At 44.5% G+C, this 20,328-nt stretch carries 21 protein-coding genes; 7 read left to right on the forward strand and 14 right to left on the reverse strand.

Going from position 1 to position 20,328, the window contains the following annotated elements:
* Positions 1 to 133: 133 nt before the first annotated feature.
* The 3 genes from ACLWBB_RS11400 to ACLWBB_RS11410 all read right to left on the reverse strand — a co-directional run bounded on the left by ACLWBB_RS11400 (position 134) and on the right by ACLWBB_RS11410 (position 3,339).
* Positions 134 to 1,261, reverse strand: a complete 1,128-nt coding sequence (locus ACLWBB_RS11400; RefSeq protein ID WP_413287637.1) for a hypothetical protein — start codon at positions 1,259 to 1,261, stop codon at positions 134 to 136.
* A gap of 30 nt (positions 1,262 to 1,291) precedes the next feature.
* The gene (locus tag ACLWBB_RS11405; protein ID WP_413287638.1) at positions 1,292 to 2,110 is read right to left on the reverse strand and encodes a DUF4423 domain-containing protein; all 819 of its coding nucleotides are present in this window, start codon (positions 2,108 to 2,110) and stop codon (positions 1,292 to 1,294) included.
* Positions 2,111 to 2,193: 83 nt separating this feature from the next.
* The gene (locus tag ACLWBB_RS11410) at positions 2,194 to 3,339 is read right to left on the reverse strand and encodes an extracellular solute-binding protein (RefSeq protein WP_413287639.1); all 1,146 of its coding nucleotides are present in this window, start codon (positions 3,337 to 3,339) and stop codon (positions 2,194 to 2,196) included.
* A 355-nt stretch (positions 3,340 to 3,694) separates the two neighbouring features.
* Between ACLWBB_RS11410 and ACLWBB_RS11415 the strand changes: the two genes are divergently transcribed.
* The 3 genes from ACLWBB_RS11415 (at position 3,695) to ACLWBB_RS11425 (ending at position 5,646) form a co-directional block, all read left to right on the forward strand.
* Positions 3,695 to 4,477: a hypothetical protein gene (locus ACLWBB_RS11415; protein ID WP_413287640.1), complete on the forward strand. Its 783-nt coding sequence runs from the start codon at positions 3,695 to 3,697 to the stop codon at positions 4,475 to 4,477.
* Positions 4,478 to 4,666: 189 nt separating this feature from the next.
* Positions 4,667 to 5,125, forward strand: coding sequence for a hypothetical protein (locus ACLWBB_RS11420; protein WP_413287641.1), 459 nt, complete (start codon positions 4,667 to 4,669; stop codon positions 5,123 to 5,125).
* A gap of 8 nt (positions 5,126 to 5,133) precedes the next feature.
* The gene (locus ACLWBB_RS11425) at positions 5,134 to 5,646 is read left to right on the forward strand and encodes a DUF4214 domain-containing protein (RefSeq protein ID WP_413287642.1); all 513 of its coding nucleotides are present in this window, start codon (positions 5,134 to 5,136) and stop codon (positions 5,644 to 5,646) included.
* 60 nt (positions 5,647 to 5,706) lie between these two features.
* Here ACLWBB_RS11425 and ACLWBB_RS11430 read toward each other — a convergent pair whose 3' ends face one another.
* Entirely contained in the window at positions 5,707 to 6,252 is a 546-nt protein-coding gene (locus ACLWBB_RS11430; protein WP_413287643.1) for a hypothetical protein, read from the reverse strand.
* A gap of 253 nt (positions 6,253 to 6,505) precedes the next feature.
* On the opposite strand from ACLWBB_RS11430, the gene ACLWBB_RS11435 reads away from it, so the two are divergent.
* Complete coding sequence (locus tag ACLWBB_RS11435; RefSeq protein ID WP_413287644.1) at positions 6,506 to 7,573, forward strand: DUF3943 domain-containing protein; 1,068 nt, start codon at positions 6,506 to 6,508, stop codon at positions 7,571 to 7,573.
* A gap of 32 nt (positions 7,574 to 7,605) precedes the next feature.
* On the opposite strand, the gene ACLWBB_RS11440 is transcribed toward ACLWBB_RS11435, so the two are convergent.
* From ACLWBB_RS11440 to ACLWBB_RS11465, 6 genes are all read right to left on the reverse strand, one after another.
* Positions 7,606 to 7,983, reverse strand: coding sequence for a hypothetical protein (locus ACLWBB_RS11440; protein ID WP_413287645.1), 378 nt, complete (start codon positions 7,981 to 7,983; stop codon positions 7,606 to 7,608).
* Positions 7,984 to 7,996: 13 nt separating this feature from the next.
* Entirely contained in the window at positions 7,997 to 8,791 is a 795-nt protein-coding gene (locus ACLWBB_RS11445; protein WP_413287646.1) for a glycerophosphodiester phosphodiesterase, read from the reverse strand.
* Positions 8,792 to 8,874: 83 nt separating this feature from the next.
* Complete coding sequence (locus ACLWBB_RS11450) at positions 8,875 to 9,186, reverse strand: hypothetical protein (RefSeq protein WP_413287647.1); 312 nt, start codon at positions 9,184 to 9,186, stop codon at positions 8,875 to 8,877.
* Positions 9,187 to 9,331: 145 nt separating this feature from the next.
* Positions 9,332 to 10,279, reverse strand: a complete 948-nt coding sequence (locus tag ACLWBB_RS11455) for a GNAT family N-acetyltransferase (protein WP_413287648.1) — start codon at positions 10,277 to 10,279, stop codon at positions 9,332 to 9,334.
* Positions 10,280 to 10,391: 112 nt separating this feature from the next.
* Positions 10,392 to 11,663, reverse strand: a complete 1,272-nt coding sequence (locus ACLWBB_RS11460) for an ATP-binding protein (RefSeq protein ID WP_413287649.1) — start codon at positions 11,661 to 11,663, stop codon at positions 10,392 to 10,394.
* 117 nt (positions 11,664 to 11,780) lie between these two features.
* The gene (locus tag ACLWBB_RS11465; protein WP_413287650.1) at positions 11,781 to 12,539 is read right to left on the reverse strand and encodes a hypothetical protein; all 759 of its coding nucleotides are present in this window, start codon (positions 12,537 to 12,539) and stop codon (positions 11,781 to 11,783) included.
* A gap of 184 nt (positions 12,540 to 12,723) precedes the next feature.
* On the opposite strand from ACLWBB_RS11465, the gene ACLWBB_RS11470 reads away from it, so the two are divergent.
* Positions 12,724 to 13,542 carry a hypothetical protein gene (locus ACLWBB_RS11470; RefSeq protein ID WP_413287651.1) on the forward strand — a complete coding sequence of 273 codons (819 nt, stop codon included), beginning with the start codon at positions 12,724 to 12,726 and terminating at the stop codon, positions 13,540 to 13,542.
* Here the strand turns inward: ACLWBB_RS11470 and ACLWBB_RS11475 are convergent.
* The gene (locus ACLWBB_RS11475; RefSeq protein WP_413287652.1) at positions 13,539 to 14,327 is read right to left on the reverse strand and encodes an alpha/beta fold hydrolase; all 789 of its coding nucleotides are present in this window, start codon (positions 14,325 to 14,327) and stop codon (positions 13,539 to 13,541) included. The genes ACLWBB_RS11470 and ACLWBB_RS11475 overlap by 4 nt on opposite strands.
* A 173-nt stretch (positions 14,328 to 14,500) precedes the next feature.
* Here ACLWBB_RS11475 and ACLWBB_RS11480 point away from each other — a divergent pair, with 173 nt between their 5' ends.
* Positions 14,501 to 14,683 (forward strand): hypothetical protein, encoded by a 183-nt coding sequence (locus tag ACLWBB_RS11480; RefSeq protein ID WP_413287653.1) that lies wholly within the window; start codon positions 14,501 to 14,503, stop codon positions 14,681 to 14,683.
* Between the two features lie 17 nt (positions 14,684 to 14,700).
* Here ACLWBB_RS11480 and ACLWBB_RS11485 read toward each other — a convergent pair whose 3' ends face one another.
* The gene (locus ACLWBB_RS11485; protein WP_413287654.1) at positions 14,701 to 16,113 is read right to left on the reverse strand and encodes a DUF1552 domain-containing protein; all 1,413 of its coding nucleotides are present in this window, start codon (positions 16,111 to 16,113) and stop codon (positions 14,701 to 14,703) included.
* Between the two features lies 1 nt (position 16,114).
* Positions 16,115 to 17,806 carry a DUF1592 domain-containing protein gene (locus tag ACLWBB_RS11490; protein ID WP_413287655.1) on the reverse strand — a complete coding sequence of 564 codons (1,692 nt, stop codon included), beginning with the start codon at positions 17,804 to 17,806 and terminating at the stop codon, positions 16,115 to 16,117.
* A 231-nt stretch (positions 17,807 to 18,037) separates the two neighbouring features.
* Here ACLWBB_RS11490 and ACLWBB_RS11495 point away from each other — a divergent pair, with 231 nt between their 5' ends.
* Positions 18,038 to 18,856 carry an outer membrane protein OmpK gene (locus tag ACLWBB_RS11495; protein WP_413287656.1) on the forward strand — a complete coding sequence of 273 codons (819 nt, stop codon included), beginning with the start codon at positions 18,038 to 18,040 and terminating at the stop codon, positions 18,854 to 18,856.
* Positions 18,857 to 18,860: 4 nt separating this feature from the next.
* Here the strand turns inward: ACLWBB_RS11495 and ACLWBB_RS11500 are convergent, their stop codons facing one another.
* Positions 18,861 to 20,327, reverse strand: a complete 1,467-nt coding sequence (locus ACLWBB_RS11500; RefSeq protein WP_413287657.1) for a substrate-binding periplasmic protein — start codon at positions 20,325 to 20,327, stop codon at positions 18,861 to 18,863.
* Between the last annotated feature and the right edge of the window lies 1 nt (position 20,328).

Consider the following 20,328-nt stretch of genomic DNA (forward strand, 5'->3'; position numbering starts at 1 on the left):
CGATATTTATACGTTATTAATTTATGACTGTTTAGGTAATAATATATCACTACAAGGTTCGATTTGACTATGAAAAGCAAGTAAAACTTGCTCGAGTGTCATCGAATTAGACAGCGTTGATTTGGATTTTTTATTATTTAGGCGAACACACTGAGTAGCCAGTGCTCAAACTTCCGCCCACAGAAGTGCTTGCGACCGGATAGTTGCCTTTTTCAAGTCTTAGAGTGTCTACGAGCTCATTGCCAACGATGTTCCACTCGCCAATATAGATACCTGGCGCGTATTCACGAAGGATCATATAGGAAGAACTCGTAGAGTTTTCCGAAGGAAGCGTGATATATATTCCGACCATATACTGAAGCATTTTTAAGTTTAACGACCCAAGGGTGTCGTGCTCCATCAACATATTTTGTTCTGAGCTTCGTTGAAGGCTAAATTTTTGACTGATGGATTTCCCCTCAATCTCGCCGAAATAAGTACAAGTAGAATCGAAAGTTTTAATCTCTATATCGTCTACAACGACGGGCTTGCTGTTTTGAAACTTCATTCTTAAGTTGTTAACTTGAATGTCCGAGAAACTAGCGTTCTTCGATTTTTTTGCATATTCGGCTTGGTAAATGCTTTTTACAAATGGGCCCGAGATTTGATACTTAGTATCGTCTAACAGAGCAAGTCCCAAGTATTCATGAAGGGTTGTCCCCAAAGAGGCGATCGATAAAGTAGACACGTTGTCGCAAAAACTCTGTTCAATGACAATCGTGTTTTTATCAGGATAATTGATAGCCTCTACTTTTTTTGCATCTATGTGAATAGTTCTACCCTTAAAATAGATATCACGACCTTCAATATATAGATTTTCACCAGCCTGAAACTTCGCAGCTTTGATTTTACTCTCTAAGATTGCTGCAACACTGTCTTTTTGAAAAAGAGGATAGTCTTTGATCCTCGCTAAAAGCTCGATGGCATTTTGTTTTAACATCAACGCACAGGTATTACCACCGCCGCCAGAGCTCGGGCCCTCGCGCTTTTCGACTTTAATGGAATTTTCCTGCAGATTGTTTAAGTCGACCTTTGTAAAGTCGATAATCAAGGCATCACTAAGTTCGGTTGCTTGCTTCAACTTCCCGAGACCTTTTTCAAAACTATTCACTGAAGGCAAAGCATTTGATCGAGCAGCCAGGCCTTGTCCAAAGCTTTGACAGACGACGAAAAACGTCAGGAACGCGGTCGCGATTCTAGGGTATGATGCATTTGGCTTCATACCTTCGAAATACTACAAGCAGCGGGCCAGCTATTTAACTATCTTAAAGAAGTCCAGGTTGAAGCACACCAGCTCCTCAGGCGCAGACGGAGAGCTCACCTTCTGAAACTGCCTGATCCACTCGATCATCTTATGTCGGAGCACCTCAAAATCGGCGGCACTAATAGACTGTACGACCGAGTAATGAGTGTCATCCGGAAGTCTGAGTGCTACGTTTTGCACAGCCTGATTTCGCCAGTTCATATGATGCGGCAAAATCCAATAGGACTCATTTTCTAAATGAATGTCCCCGGACTGCCAGCTCCACTTGTCTCGGTTTTTCTTAACCAGACCTGCGTTTTCCAACGCCATTAAATGGCTTTCGATCATAGACTCTGGCAGTGAAAACTTACTAGCAAGTTTTGCCACCGTTTGCATACCCGGGATACTGACTGCGATATGCAGGGCCGCATACAACCAATAGCTATAATAAAAGGCCATAGGGTCCGCCCCCGTATTCAGAAGCTCCTTGCCGCCCGTTTGGTTTTTTAAATTCAAATGCTGGGACTTCGCCTGCGCAATGCGCTTTTCAAGGCTCTGACGGTACTTAGAACTCGAGGCCCGCTCGTGCTCTAACAGCAGCTTTAAAAAGTTACCTTCAGCCTCAGACAGCCCCAAATAATCGCAGATCCCGTACATATGATCGGGGGTCAGCTGCACTTCAGAGTCCGACTGAAGAACTTTAGAAAGATAAGGTCGTTGGCAACCAGCAGCCTCTGAAAGGCGACTCATAAGTCCCCGATTTTCAGCTTGGTCTAAGAGTTTACGCAGATATGTCTTATAGGATTTAAATTCAAATGGATTCAACATACCTTAATGGTAACGTATTATTACTAGAATCGAAACAAATTAATAACGTATCAAATTAGAACAAGTATGCGGCAGAGCCTAACTTAATGAGCCTTTTTATTAGCTGCGATCTCTTCAAGAACCTGATCATAGACTGACTTTAGACCATTTCGGTCGCGGATTGTCAGAATCGGCCAGTAAATCGACTTATTGACCAAGTACGTGACCTCATTTTTATTTTGAAATGAAGCCACTCTAGAGTCCGAACTTATTTTTAAAGGCGACAGATATTTTTTTTCTTCAATAATGACCTTCTCTTGAAACCTTTTGCCAACAACATAGTTTAACCACTCCATTGCGACGGTTTTAATGAAAGGGTTCCGCTCTACATTTCTGGTAACTGACAAATAATCGGTCCAAAAACTAACACCTTCATCAAGAAGGGCTAGCTTCCACTTCTTGGCACTGTCTTTTGTCACAGAATGCGAAAGACCCCATGCAAGCGTTAAAACTGAATTCTTAAGATCTGCATCCTTAGGAGCCCCCTCCCAGTAATTCGCGTTCTCGAGCAAATGCTTCAGCTTCAGTTTGAACTTTACAGTATTGATAAGATTGATGTCATGGATTTGAGCCCCTTTATATCCCAGCGCCAACGCTGTGACATAAATATTGGCTTCGTAATAATCTTTCGACAACGAATAGCGCCCTTTGTACTTATCGTCCCATAAAACATTCCAAGAGGTTGGTGCCTTTTTGAAATGATCTTTATTGTAAAGCAGACTGTACCCACCAGCCGCCAGCGGGACTCCGTACAATTTACCGTCACTGGTCACGAAATCATTATTGATATATAGCGGGTAAATTCCATTAAGGTTCGGAGTTAGAGTCCGATCCACAGGAATTATTAGTTTCTTATCGATAAACTGGGTTCTTTCATCCTTCATGAAATTATGTGACGGCGAAATGATGTCGGAAACCCCAGAGCGGACTCTATCGTAAAATTCATCGGGGCTGAGTGCCCGCAGAACATGCACATCAATGTTCTTATTGTATTTCTCTTTGATGAGGGATTTAAATTCTTTGATCGCAAATGGGGGTGCATACGAGGTCCACACATCCATCTTTAGGACTTCGTCATAGTGGCAGGTGTTCTCGATTTTTTGAAAGGTGACAGCTTCTGAAGTCGAAAACGACAGCAATGGCGCAAGCACCCAGCATAAAGCAGCAACCCTCTTCCGCAAATTACCCATAACACACCATATATTGTTAGGGTGCTCCTAGGAATAAGATTTAATTTTCAAACAACACTTTTTTCGGCGCTACCGGATAAGGGGCCGCAAAGGACGCGGTGAAATTGAGCTCAGCTAAATAAAAAAGCAGTGTTTCTTAGTCCTCACCTATCCATAGACGCAAATTGCTTGGTTTTTAGAATGCGTCGAAAATGTGATTTTTGATTCGGGACTCAGTGTCCAATTTTATGGCTCAATATCTAAGCCACGTCCCCATTCAATTTACGAACGTCAAAAAGATTTCATCCAAAACAAATTGAGTGCGTTGCAAGCCCGTGGTCTTTCATTTGCAACAGAAACTTTCATAGGGGGTCTTATGAAACAGTCACTTTTTATTTTTCTCGCTATGAGCTGGCTCTACATCGATCATTCTTACGCAGCTCGCACTCCTTCCAGAGACGGAAGCTCTAAATGCACGGCACCTGTTCAGCAGCCTATCAGCGCTAAAGTAGATATAATTAACTCTCGACGTATACACGTTCAGCTTATTCCCGGGATGGATAGCAGAGGCGAAGTGATTATGCCTGACTATGACATGTACAAAATCTACGACGCCTCTAACAATGTCATTTATCAGATGTCGGGTTTATACTTAGGCGACTCTAGCAAACTTTGGGATGTCGAATTTGATGGCTTAAAACCGAGTTCAAGCTATCGATTTGAAGTTGTCAGCCACCTGAATTTTTCCCAAGGAAGTTGCAAAACTTTTCTACCAGCAAAGTCCAGTACTACCTTCAGAATGCCAGCAGATATTTTTGAAACTGCGGCGCCTGTTATCTTTAGCGATTTAAAAGTCATTTCAACTTGGATCGGCCTTGGCTCTTGGCCAGCGATTCAAGTATTTGCTGATGACGACACATCTATTGATAGCGTCGAGTTCTTTTTCGACGGAGTAAGCGTCAGAAAATTCACCAGCACGACTGCAAGATTAATCGCAAATGCTGATGGCTCTGATGTCGACTCTACCATTGTCGAAGGCTCTCAATTTACTTATACACCCACCAAGTACCAGGTGGGAAAAACCGTCGAAGTCACGGTTGTACTTATTGACGTATTTGGTAACAAAACAGTCTCTTCGAAAAAACTATTTATCCCGTAACCAAACCTTCTTGTGCCAGAATCACAAACTAAAAACCCGGGTCGTATGCCCGGGTTTTTTATTTTATAATCGTTCTCATCAAATGATGGTAATAATACATTACCGAAACCGTGCAAATTTAATAACATATATCTAGCGCGGAGCATTACCATAAGCTAAATTGCCGCTATACCTAACAAGGAGAATTACATGAAAGCATTACTAGTATTTTTGACTTTAGGTTTAGCAACGACTTCAGCTTTTGCAGCGACTGCAAATGATTTTGCCGGTCAATATAGTCTCGAGAATGAAACTATTCTTGGTAAAAACCAACAGGCCATTTGCTCTCAAGGTTTGGTCGTAGCAATTAGTGGTAAAAACGTAAACGTTGTTAGCGCAACTTTCGATGCGACGGCAGAGCTTAATGGCCAGCCAGTAAAATTGGTGGATTCTACGAAAGAAGGTCAATTGCAAGTGAGCTTCGCAAACGACCAACTGACTATTTCACTCAATGGTTTGTTGCCTGAATTCATCGCCCCAGGAACAAATGAATACAACGAAGTTATTACTCTTGAGCAAGCGGCGGGAAAACTCAACGTCCGCCACACCTTCTCTTCGAATTTAACACCAGTGAATGCAGACAGCCAATGCGTTTACACTAAAAACTAAAGGTGAATATGAAAACTAGAATTTCTTATTTAAACTCCTTGCGCACCCTTGCTCTTGCTATTTTAGCAGTGGGTATGACTGTAAGCGGTCTTTCTGCACACGCCTATGACTATGACCGTGATAGCGACAGGTCTGATTATGACAATCGCAGAGGACCTCGCCGTGGTGATTTGCGTGATCCTCGCGAAGCCGCTCGTTTGGTAGATCTTTTGTATGTAGGGGCTTTGAACAGATATGCCGATCAAGAGGGCATTGATGGCTTTGGTAGAGAAATTATGAACCGTGGTTACCAAGGTCTTTATGACTCTGCCCGCCTCATCGGATCAGTGCCAGAATTCGCCGAACGCGTCCAAGACGTGGGTTCTCGTCGCGTGGTCTTTAATATCTATCGCGTCTTCTTCAATCGCAGACCAGATCCATCAGGATTGTCAAATTGGACTCGCATGATTGATGAAGGTCGTGGCGGCGATGCCCTTGAAGGCATCGTGAAATCCCAAGAGTTTTTCGAAACGCAATTGTAAATAAAAAAACCCGGGTTGTGCCCGGGTTTTTAGTTTTCAGAATATCGATGATCTCAAGAATTATCTGATACGCTTATAAGTACAATTGTCGTAATAAGAGAGTCCGTCTCCGCCGCCTTTACGGGATTTTTTACTATTTTTCTCGTCGATGATCGCATGAAGATTTTGTCCATCGGCTGAAAGAGTCATGACACCGTCAATAGTCGTCAATGGAGAGTAAATCTTCCCAGGAAACAGAGAGTAGGGACTGAACGATTTAGCCGAAGTTTTCAATATTCCATTTTCAAGCTTCGTATTGGAAATAACTTGCTTATCACCCTGACGACTGTAATACGTTGGCAAAACCGAATCCGCATCGCCTTTGTAATCCAACATATAACCATAGTCATCAGGTCCGTTATCTTTATCGTCCCAATTTTTGCGGCTGCTGGACATAGCACGGCTTACTTCGAAAGCACTGCCATCAACAACGATTTTTAAATACTTATTACAAGATTGATTCTCTGGACTAAGCATATAAAGACCAGCGAAATCTTGGATCCCAACAGCTGCCTGACTCAATGGACCGATCAACATTACTGTGGCTAAAGCTATGAACATTTTCATAAACACTCCTAACATTTATATTTAAAGACGGAAGTAAATATAGAGTCATATATACCGTTTACCACAGACGTTCTCAAGGGAGCAGGACAGTATTGAATCTGGCGTAGAGGAACTTCATTGATGTCATTAATATCGACACTGATCACCGTCCACACATTTGACAAGCAGGTAGGATTTCCCTGTTCTACGAGCTTCTCCTGAAACTCAGAGCAAGACCTGGTATAACTGCCTCAGATTACACAGGAGTTCAGTCATGAAGTTGCGCCCTTCTTGTCTTGCAGCGTTTCTAGTTTTCTCGTCTCTTCAAGCGATGGCCTTTGAATGGGCTGTACAACCTTCGCCGACACCAGATCCAGTGCAAGAGTTAATCGATAACCCATACAACAAGTACTACACCAAAAAAGACATCGACCGCGTCGTTGATGAAATGGAAGCCCAGAAACAACGCGGCTCTGGCATGATAAAAGGCCAAGTCATTACGATCGACACTCGCGACCAAGACACCTGCGCCCGCATTCAAAAAGAGCTTATCAATTCCAATGCACTTCGAGGCATTCAAGATCCGCGCAGACTCTGTGATCAAGATCCAAAAAATCCTATCACCAGTGTTGTGATTTTAAGTCCTTCGAACGACGTCGAGTGGCAACGCGAAGTGAATATCAGCCGCTTAACCTCTTCAGAACAAAATATGTACACCAGCACTCGCAACGTCACATTGGCGGCAGCGGGTGTTGCAGGCATTCTTTACTTGCTACCCGAGAGCGTTTCTAAGTGGGATAAAAATAAAATGAAGGATGTCGGAAACAATTGGCGTGAAAACGTTAAAGAAGGACCGGTTGTTGATAAAGACGACTGGGCCATTAACTTTATCGGCCACCCTTACGCTGGCGCCGCTTACTATCAAATCGCTCGTCACTCTGGCATGGGGCCTTGGGGCTCGTTTGGTTATTCGGTGGTGATGTCGACATTCTTCTGGGAGTACGGAGTTGAAGCCTTTGCGGAAACTCCATCGATTCAAGATTTGATTATTACACCAGTGATCGGCTCGATCATGGGTGAAATATTCTATCGTACGGAACTAAAAATACGCGCTAATGAAGGAAAAGTGGCGGGCTCTAAAAAGCTCGGGTCTTTCTTAATGATCGTTATGAATCCGATGGGTGCCTTGAGCCAAGAAATCAACGAGCTCTTCGGCAGAAAAGTGGTCCAAGATGCGCGTGCTCGCTGGGTTATGCGCCAGCAAGGTTACGGGACTAATCACGGTGGCGCCCAAATGGAAAGCGGCGGCTTCTGGGGATTTGAGATTCAATTCAAGTTCTAAGCAAAGGGGCCGAATGAAAGGCCCCAATTTTCTTAGTTGATCAATTTATACAACTCTAGGGCTGCCTTTTTGGGATCAATACAATTTGCCGAGTGAACAAAGCCGTGAGCAATTTGAACAACGCCCACGACAGTCGTAGAAACTTTGTTCCAAGGCTTGTCGCCCTTTTCCAGATAGGTAGTTACCAAGTAGATTCCTTGAACACCCTCGTCAGTAAAATCAGCTTGCACAAGAGCGGTCGAAGTTTCTTGAACCGTAAACCCCTGGTCGACGAAGCTCTTTGTCTGTTCTTGAGCGCAGGCCGCATTTAAAAAGGCCTCTTGGGCTTTATCTGCTCTCGGCTGAGCCGCAAATACAGAACCAGTTACGAAAAACAAACCTACTAAAACACCGTATTTAAGATTTTTCATAGATTCTCCTGACTTAAAGTTGATTAAAGATATCTAGGCGATCTGTCTCGATCGCATCAGCGCCTGCATCTATCCAACGCTGCATTTGCGCTTTGGTTTCTACTCCCCAAACGATGACCTTCTTGTTGGCCTTGTGAGCCTTCTTGATAAATCCTGGGTGAGTCACCTTCGACAGAGGCTGAAGGTATTCGACATCAAAGTTTAAAGGATTTTGCAAACGCAGTGACGTATCGATCATCAGATTCAACGACGGAAACGCCGTTACGTATACATAGATCTGCTCTGCCTCAGGAAGCTGTTTACGCAGGCGCTGCAACACTGGATACGAAAAGGATTTAAGAAGCACTCTGTTTTCAAGACCGTGCTTTCGAATCTCGCGCACGACGTTTTCCTCAATACCAGAAACAACATCGCTGCCTTCTTTAAGTTCGATAATAAATTTAAAATGGGGATCTAACTGAGAAAGCTCTAGAACCTCTTCGAAAGTTGGAACCTTTTCGCCTGCAAAGTCTTGAGAATATGAACTGCCGGCATCTAAAGAACGGATCTGCTTGAAAGTTAGATCCTTCACATCTCCATCGCCATCTGTTGTGCGATTTACGGTGGAATCGTGCATGATCACTAAGACACCATCTTTGGTTTGCTGTACATCGATCTCTAAAAAATCAACTTTCAATTCGATGGCTTTTATAAAAGATGAGACTGTGTTTTCAGGAGCAAAGTGAGGAGCCCCACGATGTCCAACACTCTGAGCAGCACTAGAAACTGTTGCTGCTAATAAGATGACAGAAAATAAAAGTACTTTCATGACGGGACTTATACCATGGCCCCTATAAAGAGCCGCAGGATTTTAATGAAAGCTGTCCCAACGAACACTTTCAGCTGAAAAGTTTACAGCTTCCCCTGCTGTTTCGTCTTCTCTTTAGCAATACCATCACAATGGCGTTTTTCGGCTAAGAGCCGATCACTACGTCCACGGCCAACAGCGGCCACACTATCCAAAGACACAGCGTAGTCCGATCCTCCGATGGTGTAACGGTTGTACTTTCCACCCTCACAAACCAGTTGAATCCCATCAGCGCGACCCCTAGCTTTGCCACCACCATTTAAGCAATCCTCTTTTGCAACCTTCCGGTAAGAAGCCCCCGCATAGCTAAACGAGCTAAGGCAAATGCCAGCAATCATCGTCGTCAAAGAAGCCATTTGCCTCATTGGTATCCCATCCGCACAAATTTAAGACCGATATTTGGTTTTTAAGTCTGTTTTTTAGCAGCTGGCTTGAACGTATGTAAACTAGAACATTTATATGTCATCTATCTATTTTTTAGATAACGTACCCTACACTGTTCTAAAGCTTTAGCTCCATCTGAATATTGCAGCGTTCATATGGAGTCGGAGGCCCCACGACTTTTTTGAACCCTAATTTTTCATAGAGTCTAATCGCGGGTTTTAAGATCGTATTGCTTTCCAAGAAGACGCGATCGGCTTTAAGAGACACCGCTTTCTCGATCACTGCTCTTCCCAGCAGGTATCCAATGTTTTTCCCTTGGGCTTTGGGGGAAACAGCCATCTTAGCAAGTTCATAACAGCCAAGATCGTCCCGCATAATCAGCGCACACACCCCGACAGGTTCTTTATTCAAGATCGCCACGAAAATATAGCCACCTTTATCAAGGATATATGATTTGGGATTCTCGAGCGCATCACGATCAGGTTTTTCCATTTTGAAATATGTCGAAATCCACTCTTCATTGAGTTTGTAGAAGGTCTGTTTGTATTTAGGCTGATAAGGCACGATCTTGACGTCCTGGGAGTCCCGCAGCTTTTTCTTTTCCAGAACGCGGTCCCGTAGTGACTTCTGCCCTAAGAGATACTCCCATTCTTCAATCGCTGCCCATAAGTTATGGCTTGCCTGCGAAGAAATCTCTTCAATTGCAGCACCCACATCTTGGTACTGCTCTTCAATTCTTTGGCTAATCATGCGCCCTTTTTTTGAAAGAGCAACTTTAGTACGCCGACGATCTTTCGCGTCTGTTTTTTCGGTCACAAGGCCTGCTTTTTCCATCTCGCCAATGATCTTACTGACCGAGGCATGCGAGTGTCCGATGTGTTCTGCGATCGATGTCACCGTGTCCTCGTCGTTTTGAGAGAGCACGTAAAATACCGGGAACCACTTTGGATGAAGATCATTTCCGTAAGAGCGGTAAATTTCGGCGGCATCTTGGCCGATCTTTTCCCCCAGAAAGCGAACCCGAGTCCCTAAAGCCATTTTTCCAACTTGATCAAAGAATTTCATGGCGATAATGTGTAACTGGTTACGTAATCTGTCAAGGATAATAAGAAAGCCCCTAAATCAAACGAAAAAGAAGCGCAGAATTAATGTTGAATGGCATGGTTATTTGAAAAGGTTAAACATCCACAGCTCGAGGCAGAGTGATTAGAATCCTCGTGCCTTTCTTTTCTTCGGAGTGAAGCTCGATTTTACCTTGATGGTCTTTGACTATTCCGTGCGAAATAGAAAGCCCAAGGCCTGTCCCCTTCCCCACTACTTTTGTTGTGAAGAATGGTTCAAAAACTCGTTCTTTATGAAGAGCCGAAATCCCAATACCGTCATCCGAAATACTGATGCAGGCATGACTTTCCTGTTGTGAAACCTCTATATGAATATTGCCGCCACCACCCCCGACACGTGCACGGATGGCATCTTTGGCATTAGAAACTATATTCACTAAGACTTGTTCAAGACGGATGAAGTCACCCTTCACCAACGCAGGAGATTCAGGGAAATGTTTATGGACTTTTATTTCGTGCAAGAAAAATTGTTGTTCAAATAAGCCCAGCACTGAATCCACAACGTTTCTTAAATCCAAAGAGAGATAGTCTCCTTCAGATTGGCGCGAGAAGTCTTTAACGTGATTCACGATCTTAGAAATTCGGGCGATGCTTTTGTCGACCTTTTCAACACATTGATGAAACTCACTACGAGCTTCGCTCTCACGCTTTTCTAGAGAACGTTCAAAGCACTTTAAATGACCTTTGATGATAGTCAGTGGATTGTTAATTTCATGAGCAATCCCCGCTGAAATCACCCCGAGTGCGGCAAGCTTTGCCGACTGAATCAACTGATCTTGAGTAGATTGCATTTGTCGGAACATGTGCACGTTATCCACAGCCATCGCAATACAGCGAGCCAATTGCTCTGCAGTACTGACATCCACTTGGTCATAGGTTCTAGATTCAGAAAAAAGCATGATCGAGCCAACAACTTTACCACGGGCTTTCAGAGGGACACACATGTAGGACGAAGACCCCAACTCGACGATCATGCGTAAATGCTCAGGATCGTCCGCTCGACGCGCCCAAAACTCCTCAGAAGTTTCCGGGATCATGATCGTCTCTCCGCTCGCGATCACTTTATAAACGCCTCTTTGGGCGGTTGGTTTTGCTGGATATTTTTGCAGCATCGTCCGCGTAAGATTAGCTTTTTCAGAATTTCGGTGAGTGACTGCCGCGCGTTCGATTTTTCCATCATCTGTCACTAGATCAATCACACACCAAGTAGCAAGACTCGTAACCAAAAGATCGGCAATACATTCCAAGGTGGCTTCATAGTCTGTGCATTTCGCAAGCAAATCAGTGGCTCGCGCTAACAGCTGGAGGGCTTCATCAGGTGGTCTCATTTACACTTCATACTTGATACTTCCCAAAAAAAGAAGGGTTGCTCGCAAATTATTATTCAATAACGCCATCAAACCGCTGGACATCCATGTCGTCCTCAGTCCCCACACCTAGAATGCTTAATAAAAAGTCGTTGCAAAGGACCACAAGAACGACCCAACATCCGGAGTATAGTGCAGCCCCACTGTTGGTTTCGAGAACAGCTTTTGTGGTCGATAAAGGGCATAGGACACTCCGAAACCAAATCGTGTTTTTTCAAAAGCCGTAAGCCCTTGATCTCGAAGCATGCCGAGCCCTAAGGTGATATCTTCGCGACCGCTCCACTCATAGGAAATATCCAAATTGTATTCTGGTTGTGCTTCTTCGGTAAATTTAAACGGAAGACCCTCGACTTCGACATAAGTGGACGAAAAAGTTGTCGACACACCATAACTCCACAAACTGCCTTCCGGTTGAATATTCGTCACCAGACTAAGTGATTCAATTTTCAGCTTTTCATAAATGATACTGGTTCCTGTATCATAGTAAGGTGGTCGCCAAAGGATATTGCTGTAAGAAAGCGCCCAGTTCATCAGGTCCGAACGGAAGAAGTTCACTTTCACATTGAAGTTCGAATTGTGATACGGAGAAGTATGAAGAAGCAGAGCCGTTCCTATCTCGAGCCTTGGTATAACAACCGCCGTCAGTGACGACATCAAAGCACTGGTCTTGCGATTCGTTCCCGGAGTTCTCTGCAAGGCGACGCTTCCCCACTCCCCAGTACGGGCGCTGACTGTCGAATGAGGAGTGAATGAATGCTTGAACGAGTTTTCAATAGCAACCTCTTCGGCCCCTGCTCTTCCTGCACTTAAAAATAGGATGATTAAGAAAATCATCATCGCCCCTCCGCACTCAAAGGATGCCTCATTTGCCAAAGCTCGGCAATACGGTCACGACCCCCGAGTATCCTGAAATTGCTCTAATTAGGATTTATAGGACCTAATATCGGCACTTCTCAATCAGTCGTACCCCAAAAAGAACCGAATTTGTATATCCCCTTCTGTTCTTCAGAAGGGAACTTTTATGATTTCACCAAAACACTTTTTATCTTTTATATTTACGATGACTTCTATTTCTCAAGCTTTCGCTGCCAATGATTGTAAAAACCAAAGCGTCAGTTTTGAAAAAGACGGCTTCAAAGTTCGAACGCTCAAATACGAAAGCGTTGATCCTAGTTCAAAATACATTTTGGTCATGCCGCCTACCGGAGGCACTAATTATCTAGACCGCAGTTATGCCGAAACACTCTGTGAGAAAGGCTTTAACGTTTTCGTAGTTGAAGGTTGGACTGGAGATCAAGAATTCAGCTGGGAATTAGATATTCACAGACGATTTTACACTCGTTCCCAAGATGCCATTGATCTAGTAACAAAAAACATTCAAGGATCGTTCATAGGCATTCTTGGCACCAGCGTCGGTGCGATCCACGCCGCCATCGCTGTTCAACACCATGATAGAATTCAAGCGGCATTCTTAATTACAGGTGGCGCTCCGATCTCTGAGGTCATTGCCAATTCAGATCAAGAAATTCTGCTAAAAATGCGCCGCCAAAGATTTACAGCGATGGGGTTTAAATCACAAAACGACTACGTCCAAGCAATCGATCAAGTTCTACCTATGGATCCGTTCAATAGCTCTCCGATTGCACCTACAAAGAAACTGGCGATGGTGATCGCCCCTGAAGACACGACAGTTCCTGCAGACACGCAAAAATCTCTTCGAGATCTTTGGAGGCCTCAGTGGACGCTTGAAATGTCAGGCAGCCACAAATCCGTAATCATTAAAACGTGGCTGCTACATAGAAATAAAGTCGTCGATTTTTTTAAAAACGCAACACTTTAGGTTTTAAGAAAATCAGTAACCAGACTTAAAATTAAATCCGGCATTTCTCGATGAGGCACGTGCCCACAACCTGAAATCACGTGTTTCTCGCTCGGACCACCGGCAAGCCCCGCAATCATTTCTGGAAACTTCACAGAGCCATACTCGTCTTTATCACCATGAATTACTAAGGCAGGACATTTTACTTTTAGCAGGTCTTCTTGAAGACTCCAGTTTGCAAATCCTTCTGACAGCCAAACATCGATCCAGGCGCTCAGCACCCAACGAGTTTTCTCTCCGTGATACTTTTCAAGCTTTGCATAGATCTTCGGGTCAGCAAAGTCGGACTTCGCTTGGGTAATCCCAGCGCGGGTCCTGTCCTCGACAAAAGCTTGCGCAGATTCAGTGATAATTTGCGTACAGTTCTTACCAATGGTGCCGGCAGCAATAACTGCCATTGCGCCGCCCACACTATGGCCGAATAATGCAAACTTATCAAGATTCAGAGCTTTTAAAACTGCAGGCAGATAGATTTCAGCCTCTTCACTGACGAAACGAACTGAGGGCAGTTCCGTGCGTGGTGACGAGCGCCCAAAACCAAGACGATCATAAGCAAAAATAACTCGACCAGTTTTTTCGGAAAGCTTCTGTGGAAAATCCCTCCACATCTCAACACACCCTAAAGAGTCATGCAAAAGAACCACAGGTGTTTGATTTCGCACCTGACTGGGAGTCCAGCACCTCACAAAGACTTTGCCGCCAGGAACATCAACGAATTGCTCTGAGGTTTCTACTTGATCACTCATCACAAAAGATTATCGTTGAGCTGTCCAAAGATCACGAACAAAACACGATACAATAACGACGCAAGGCTTCGTGGACAGGAGAACTAATCGTCGGTTTCGCAAAAAACCGATTCCATCTTCTCATGAAGTGAGACCCCCGCTGGTAATATCTATTTTTAGAACGGGAGGTTTCTATGTCTCGCGGTCATAACAAACACAAGGGTTTTAGCCAAACCAGTAAAAAATTTGATGGTGATATTAAAGAACAGCGCCAACGTGCCCATAGCAGCCAACATTCTGCCGATACAGGAAGACACACGGAGGATGATAAAGAGCCTAAAAAGGCTCCTGGCAGCAAGGCGACTCAGGCCACTTAATTTTGGATTCAAAAAAATTAAAACAGATTCGCAAGGGTCCCAGTACTGAGTCCCATCTGTGCTGGTAGTCCGAATTTCTGCGCAAGAGTCGCCAAGAAGTTCGAATAAGACTGACCATTGTAACGAAGAAGTCTGCCACCGATGTGCCCTGCTCCGCGTCCCGCCAGAATCATTGGTAGGTTGCTAAAGCTATGCGCATGAGAATCTCCCATGCCCGAGCCCGCCATGATCAAAGTATTATCGTACAAACTTCCAGTATTCACACTGTCAGCTGTGCTTTGAAGTTTATTAATCAAGTAAGCTACCTGATTGGTTTGCCACTGACCAAAATACTCTTTCACAGGCACATGTTTAGCGGGATCATCGAGATAGTGCGATGATGTGTGATGGGAAAGATCCAACCCCGTATAATTAACTGAAGACGATGCCAATTCGCTATGCTCATTCTCGAGCATGAAAGTCACGACACGAGTCAGATCACATTGGAATGCGATAATCATCATATCCATCATATTGCGTGAGCGCTCCGGAATCATTTTCGTATTAAATGCGTTCGTATCCGTTTGGAAACTACCACCCGTTGGCAATGTTGAACATGCCACGGTCGTCGTTGTTGTCGGAGTAGATTCCGACTGAATACGCTTTTCAAGTTCATTCACCGAAGTTAAATATTGATCGAGTTTTTGGCGATCCGCCGTACCAAGTTTTGTGATCAGACGTTTTGCATCCTCACGCACGGCATCCACAACACTCAACTTCATTTGGGACCGCTTCTGAGCAGCAGTATCCGGTTGAGTTGTCGTCGTATTCGGCAACCCACCTGCAAACAAGCGATCAAAAACCGCTTTCGAGGTCATTAAACGCGGCACTTGCTCTGTTTGTGACTTCCATGAAATCTGATTCAAAAGTTCAGCGGCGCCACGAGAATCGCCCGAGTGTTCCGTAGTATAGTTATTCCCAATCACCAAGCTTTTAAATTTGTTTGGCGTATTCGCTCCAATTAACTGATCTAACGACGAACCTGCATAACGCAGTTTCGTTGCATGCGTTTCTGTTTCATAGCGCTGTCCCGTCAAAAACGACGAAGTCGACAGCCAGTGAGCCGTCGTACTATCGACACGCATACCTTCCTCTGCGGCAAGGTTACGCAAGTTGTGAACGACGGTCAGAGAAGATTTATAAGCGTTAAGCGGCATCAAAGCACGAGATAACGTAAAGTTGGTCTCGGTGCCTGAACACTCCCAGTTATTGTAAGTGGAACCTGCGGCTCCGTTCCACATAATGCCGTTTGCAAAGTAAATCGAGACAAAGCGTTGTGCGGGCCCAGCAGCAAAGGCTCGGCAAGGAATCATTGCTTCCAACATCGGTAAAGCCATGGTGACACCCACGCCTTTTAGAAAATGTCTGCGGTTCATTTTAAAGCCTGACATGTTATTCTCCCCGACTGCTAGTTTGATTGTAAAGAAACTGTTCTGACATCACGATCGCCGCAATCAAATCCGAGAAAGTTCTTTTCTGAGCAACGAAGTCATCGCCAATTGTTTGAATCGCACACTGGTCAGCCGTCGTCATCGAGCGGCCAATGGCATAAGTCATCAGTTTTTTTGTAAGGCAACGTTTGAAATCATTTTGCTGAGCCAAAATATCCACAAGCTGCATTCCACCTTGGAAAGCGACATTGCGGATAGAGCCCGTCGCATCGACCGGATTGCCACTGCTTGCGTAAGTTGTACGGAATCGACCGATCTGATCGTAATTCTCAAGTCCCAAGCCAACAGGGTCCATCTCTTTATGACAGTTATAGCAACTGGTTCCGACTTTTCTGTGTTCTGCCATGCGCTCTGTGATTGTTAAGTTGCTATTAGGACTATCCGCAAGCGGAGTCACCGTCAGACCATCTGGAAATGGTGGCGGAGGATTGCACGTAATACCATTCAGAATCTGACTTCCACGAGCCACCGGCTTGGTTTCGGTCGGTGAAGACGTGATCGTCAGCAACGACCCTTGAGTTAAAAGTCCGCGACGTGGGACTTGCAATGGGCTGAATTCGACTTTACGGAAGTCAGTCCCTGCCACACCACTAATGCCATACAAAGTTGCCAGGTTTGCATTGATGTAGCTAAAATCGGCGTTGATAATATCCAGCGCACTGCGATCTTCGCGCGCAACTGCTAACATCAAACGCTCGGTCTCTTCTTGCATGTCTTTCTTTAAATCGTCAGTCAGCCCCGTACGTACGGCTGCCTGAAGCTTCTGCATTCCAAGCCACTCACGAGTGAAATTACGAATGAATCGATCCGCCTTAGGACTTGCCATCAGACGCTTCACTTGAACTTGAATCTGTTCAGGTGTGCTTAATTGATTGCTATCCGCTGCTGCTAATAACTCCGCATCCGGCACACTACTCCACAAGAAGTACGCAAGGCGCGTTGCAAGCTCATGAGAGCTCAACTTAACTCCTCGAGCAGTCACTATGCCTGAATAAGAGCTGCGATACAAAAACACGGGCGACATAAAAACCCGTTGCATTGCAAAACCTAAAGAGTCTTGGAAACTCAAGCTCTGCGCCTGGCTTTTATTGAAGATATCCATCAAAAGAGTTTCTTCAGCAGTCGTGATAGGACGGCGGTAGGCCTTTTTACCAAGCTCAGAAAGCTTTTGTTTGGCACATGCGGCGTTCTGTCCTGCTGCACACTGAAGATACGGTGAATTTGTTTTCTTAAGCGCGTCGCCTACCGCTTTTTCAGTCATGTTCATCAATGCGTACACATAGTCTGAATCCAGCTGTAGGTTTTCCGCGTTGTTTGTGAAACCACTGACATCCGAAGCATCTGGCGCAATACCGACCGTATAATCGCCAGTAACCTCTAAAAGATCTTGAAGTGAAAAATTTAACTCTGCGCGATTAAGCTTTCGAACTAAAGCTTGTCCTACCGGGGATGTAGAAACACAAACTTTGTCGCTGATTCCGCCAGAGATACTATTAAGGCTCGTCGATGAGAACTCATCAGCCGAGAAACCGCGCCCACAGTTCTGAAATCCGAATAGCAAAACTAAACTGCTAGGCAGGACATAGAACAAAATATGTTGCCGATATTTCTTAAAGAAATGAAAAGTGCCCACCCATTCCCCCTGTTGGTTCACCTAATATCTTTTCAGTCTACTAAGGTATCGGTAACTCTCCATTTTTATTGCGGTCACTTTCCCAGTCTGAGACGGCTGTAATCTGGTTTTTTGAACGGTGGTGATCCATGAACCGAATATCACTCCACAATCTTGTAATAAAAAATGCTCCCTATCGTCACAAAAAAGAGATGGAACCTTGCTATCTTCACCCAACAGCTCTGAGGGTCCATGACAGTACTAAGATGCATTACATCGCTATTTCTTCTCTTAATGAGTCCGAAGGCCCTGGCCGCAGACTATTCCGACGGCAATATTCGCAAGAACGATTACAAATGGTTCCAATTCAACCTCTACCAAAGCTTCGACAACAAACTTCCGTTTAACAACAAAAAAGACACCTTCTTTGAAATGGAGTTTGGCGGACGCTCTGGGGTTTTTGATGCCTATGGTTTTCTAGATGTCTTTGATGTATTGAATACGCCTAATAGTGACCTCCACAACGAAGACAATTTGTTCTTAAAATTCGTTCCAAGATTTTCAATCGATGGCATGGCAAAATCGGATCTATCTTTAGGACCTATCAAAGAATGGTATTTAGCCAGCATGTTCATCGTCGGAGACCGCGCCCTCTTTCAACAATATGTGGGGATTGGAACGGACGTAGAAATACCTTGGTTCGGAAAAACTGTCGCAAATCTAATGGCCCGCTATGTGCGTGAAAACTTCGGTGCTGCTAACGAGAACAAATGGGACGGAGTTCTCTTGGATATTGCGTGGTTTAAGTCATTCTACACTTTTGCTGACAAAACCTATCTGACCTACCAGGGATATTTCGATTACACCTTTGGCGCGACAAAAATTTCAAGCGACCCATTTTATTCGGACTCATCCATTGAATGGTACAATGGCCTGTACTGGCATAGTGTGCACTATGCCGCTGGCTATGGGCTGAAATACTACAAAGATATGGGGCTTGTACAAAGTGGTGGGGTCGCTGGCGACACCACAGGTTTTGGTCACTACCTAGTCGTGACCTACAAATTCTAAGTTCCTACTGAGTAAAGACTTTTTCCATACGTCCGCTTTTCTTCATTTCAAGAATTGCGGCATTCAGGTCGCGAAGTTTCAGGTCCGAACGGCGGGAAATCGCGCACTTCACATCGATGGGATCAATATCCATTGGCGCTTTTTGCAATCGTGGGTTCGACTTTTTGTAGTAGTCAAACTCAAGTCTATTCAGAACAATGTACTGTACTCGATCAAGACTCAGTTTCGTGACATTCGCCAAACCAGAATCTGCATCTTCGCGGATCACAGAGCCATCTTTAAAGAATGGATCCAAACTTGGGTATACAAAGTTCAACGTCGTACCCACTATTTTTCCTTTAAGGTCTTTCAAGGAATTTATATTTGTCTCTTCAGTCATACTCTTAACGCTAACAATATGATCACTTTGCCTAAATATCGGAGAGCTCCAATAAAAACTCTTCGCCAGAGGCCCCGACCAGATCTCGTTGTCGAAACAAATCATATCAATCTTACCTTCTGCTAAATCTGTATGCAGGCGACTGCGCGGTAAGAGCGCAAAAACCAGAGGTCTGTGCAGATGCTTTCCAACTTCTAAGGCCAGATCAAAAAAGACGCCTCCTCGAATTGTCGGAGACTCGGTGCTGGTATCAGAAATTATAAATGGCGGTGAATCGTTGTTATTAAGGCCATAGACAACGGGTCTAGGAAAACGTTTTGAATTCGCGTACCGATTAAAAATCTTTTGTATTGTGCCCTTGGTTTTCAGGCGATCAATCGCACTGTTTAGTTTTTCAATAGATAAAGATGATTTTCGTGAAAGCGCACAGCGGATGTCCATGGTGTCTAGAACAAACGAGCTGCGCTTAAGACCCGGATTTGTCGACTTATGAAACGGAAACTCCATTTCGCTCATAATAATGTAGTCGAGCCGACCGCCGTTGAGTTTTGCAATATTGGCCGTCACCGACGGGGCATCATCACGAAAAAGAACCTTATCAGAAAAACGCTTTTCTAAATCAGGGTAAACGAAGTCTTCGAGCGTCCCAATCGTGATGTTTTGAATCTGCTCAGGACGGGAAAATGGAATATCCTTTTTGCTGACCAACACTTTTTTGTAAGTATAAAGAGGCTTGCTCCAATTGACGGTGTTTTTGTACGGAGGATTCCAAGCGGTGCTTGTATGGCAGAGGACGTCCATATTGCCACTGGTTAGCTCTTGCGGGGTTCGTCCGCGGGGAATGATCACGGTCGTGTAATCCACCTTCAGCTCTTCAGCAATGGCTATAGAGACTTCATACAAAAACCCACCCGTGGCAATCGGCATATTTTGATTTTCAAATCTATATAGCAATGGCGGCGCATGGCTGGCGCTCAGACCAAAGCGAGTCTTCTCAGCAGCTAGCGCATCGGTCGCTAAAAACAAATGGTATGTAAGGGCAGATAACAGAAGAATAGACAGGCTTTTCACGTCGATATTATAATCCGACACA

Origin of the sequence: Bdellovibrio sp. HCB337, assembly GCF_047302465.1 — a bacterium.
Lineage (GTDB): Bacteria > Bdellovibrionota > Bdellovibrionia > Bdellovibrionales > Bdellovibrionaceae > JACMRP01.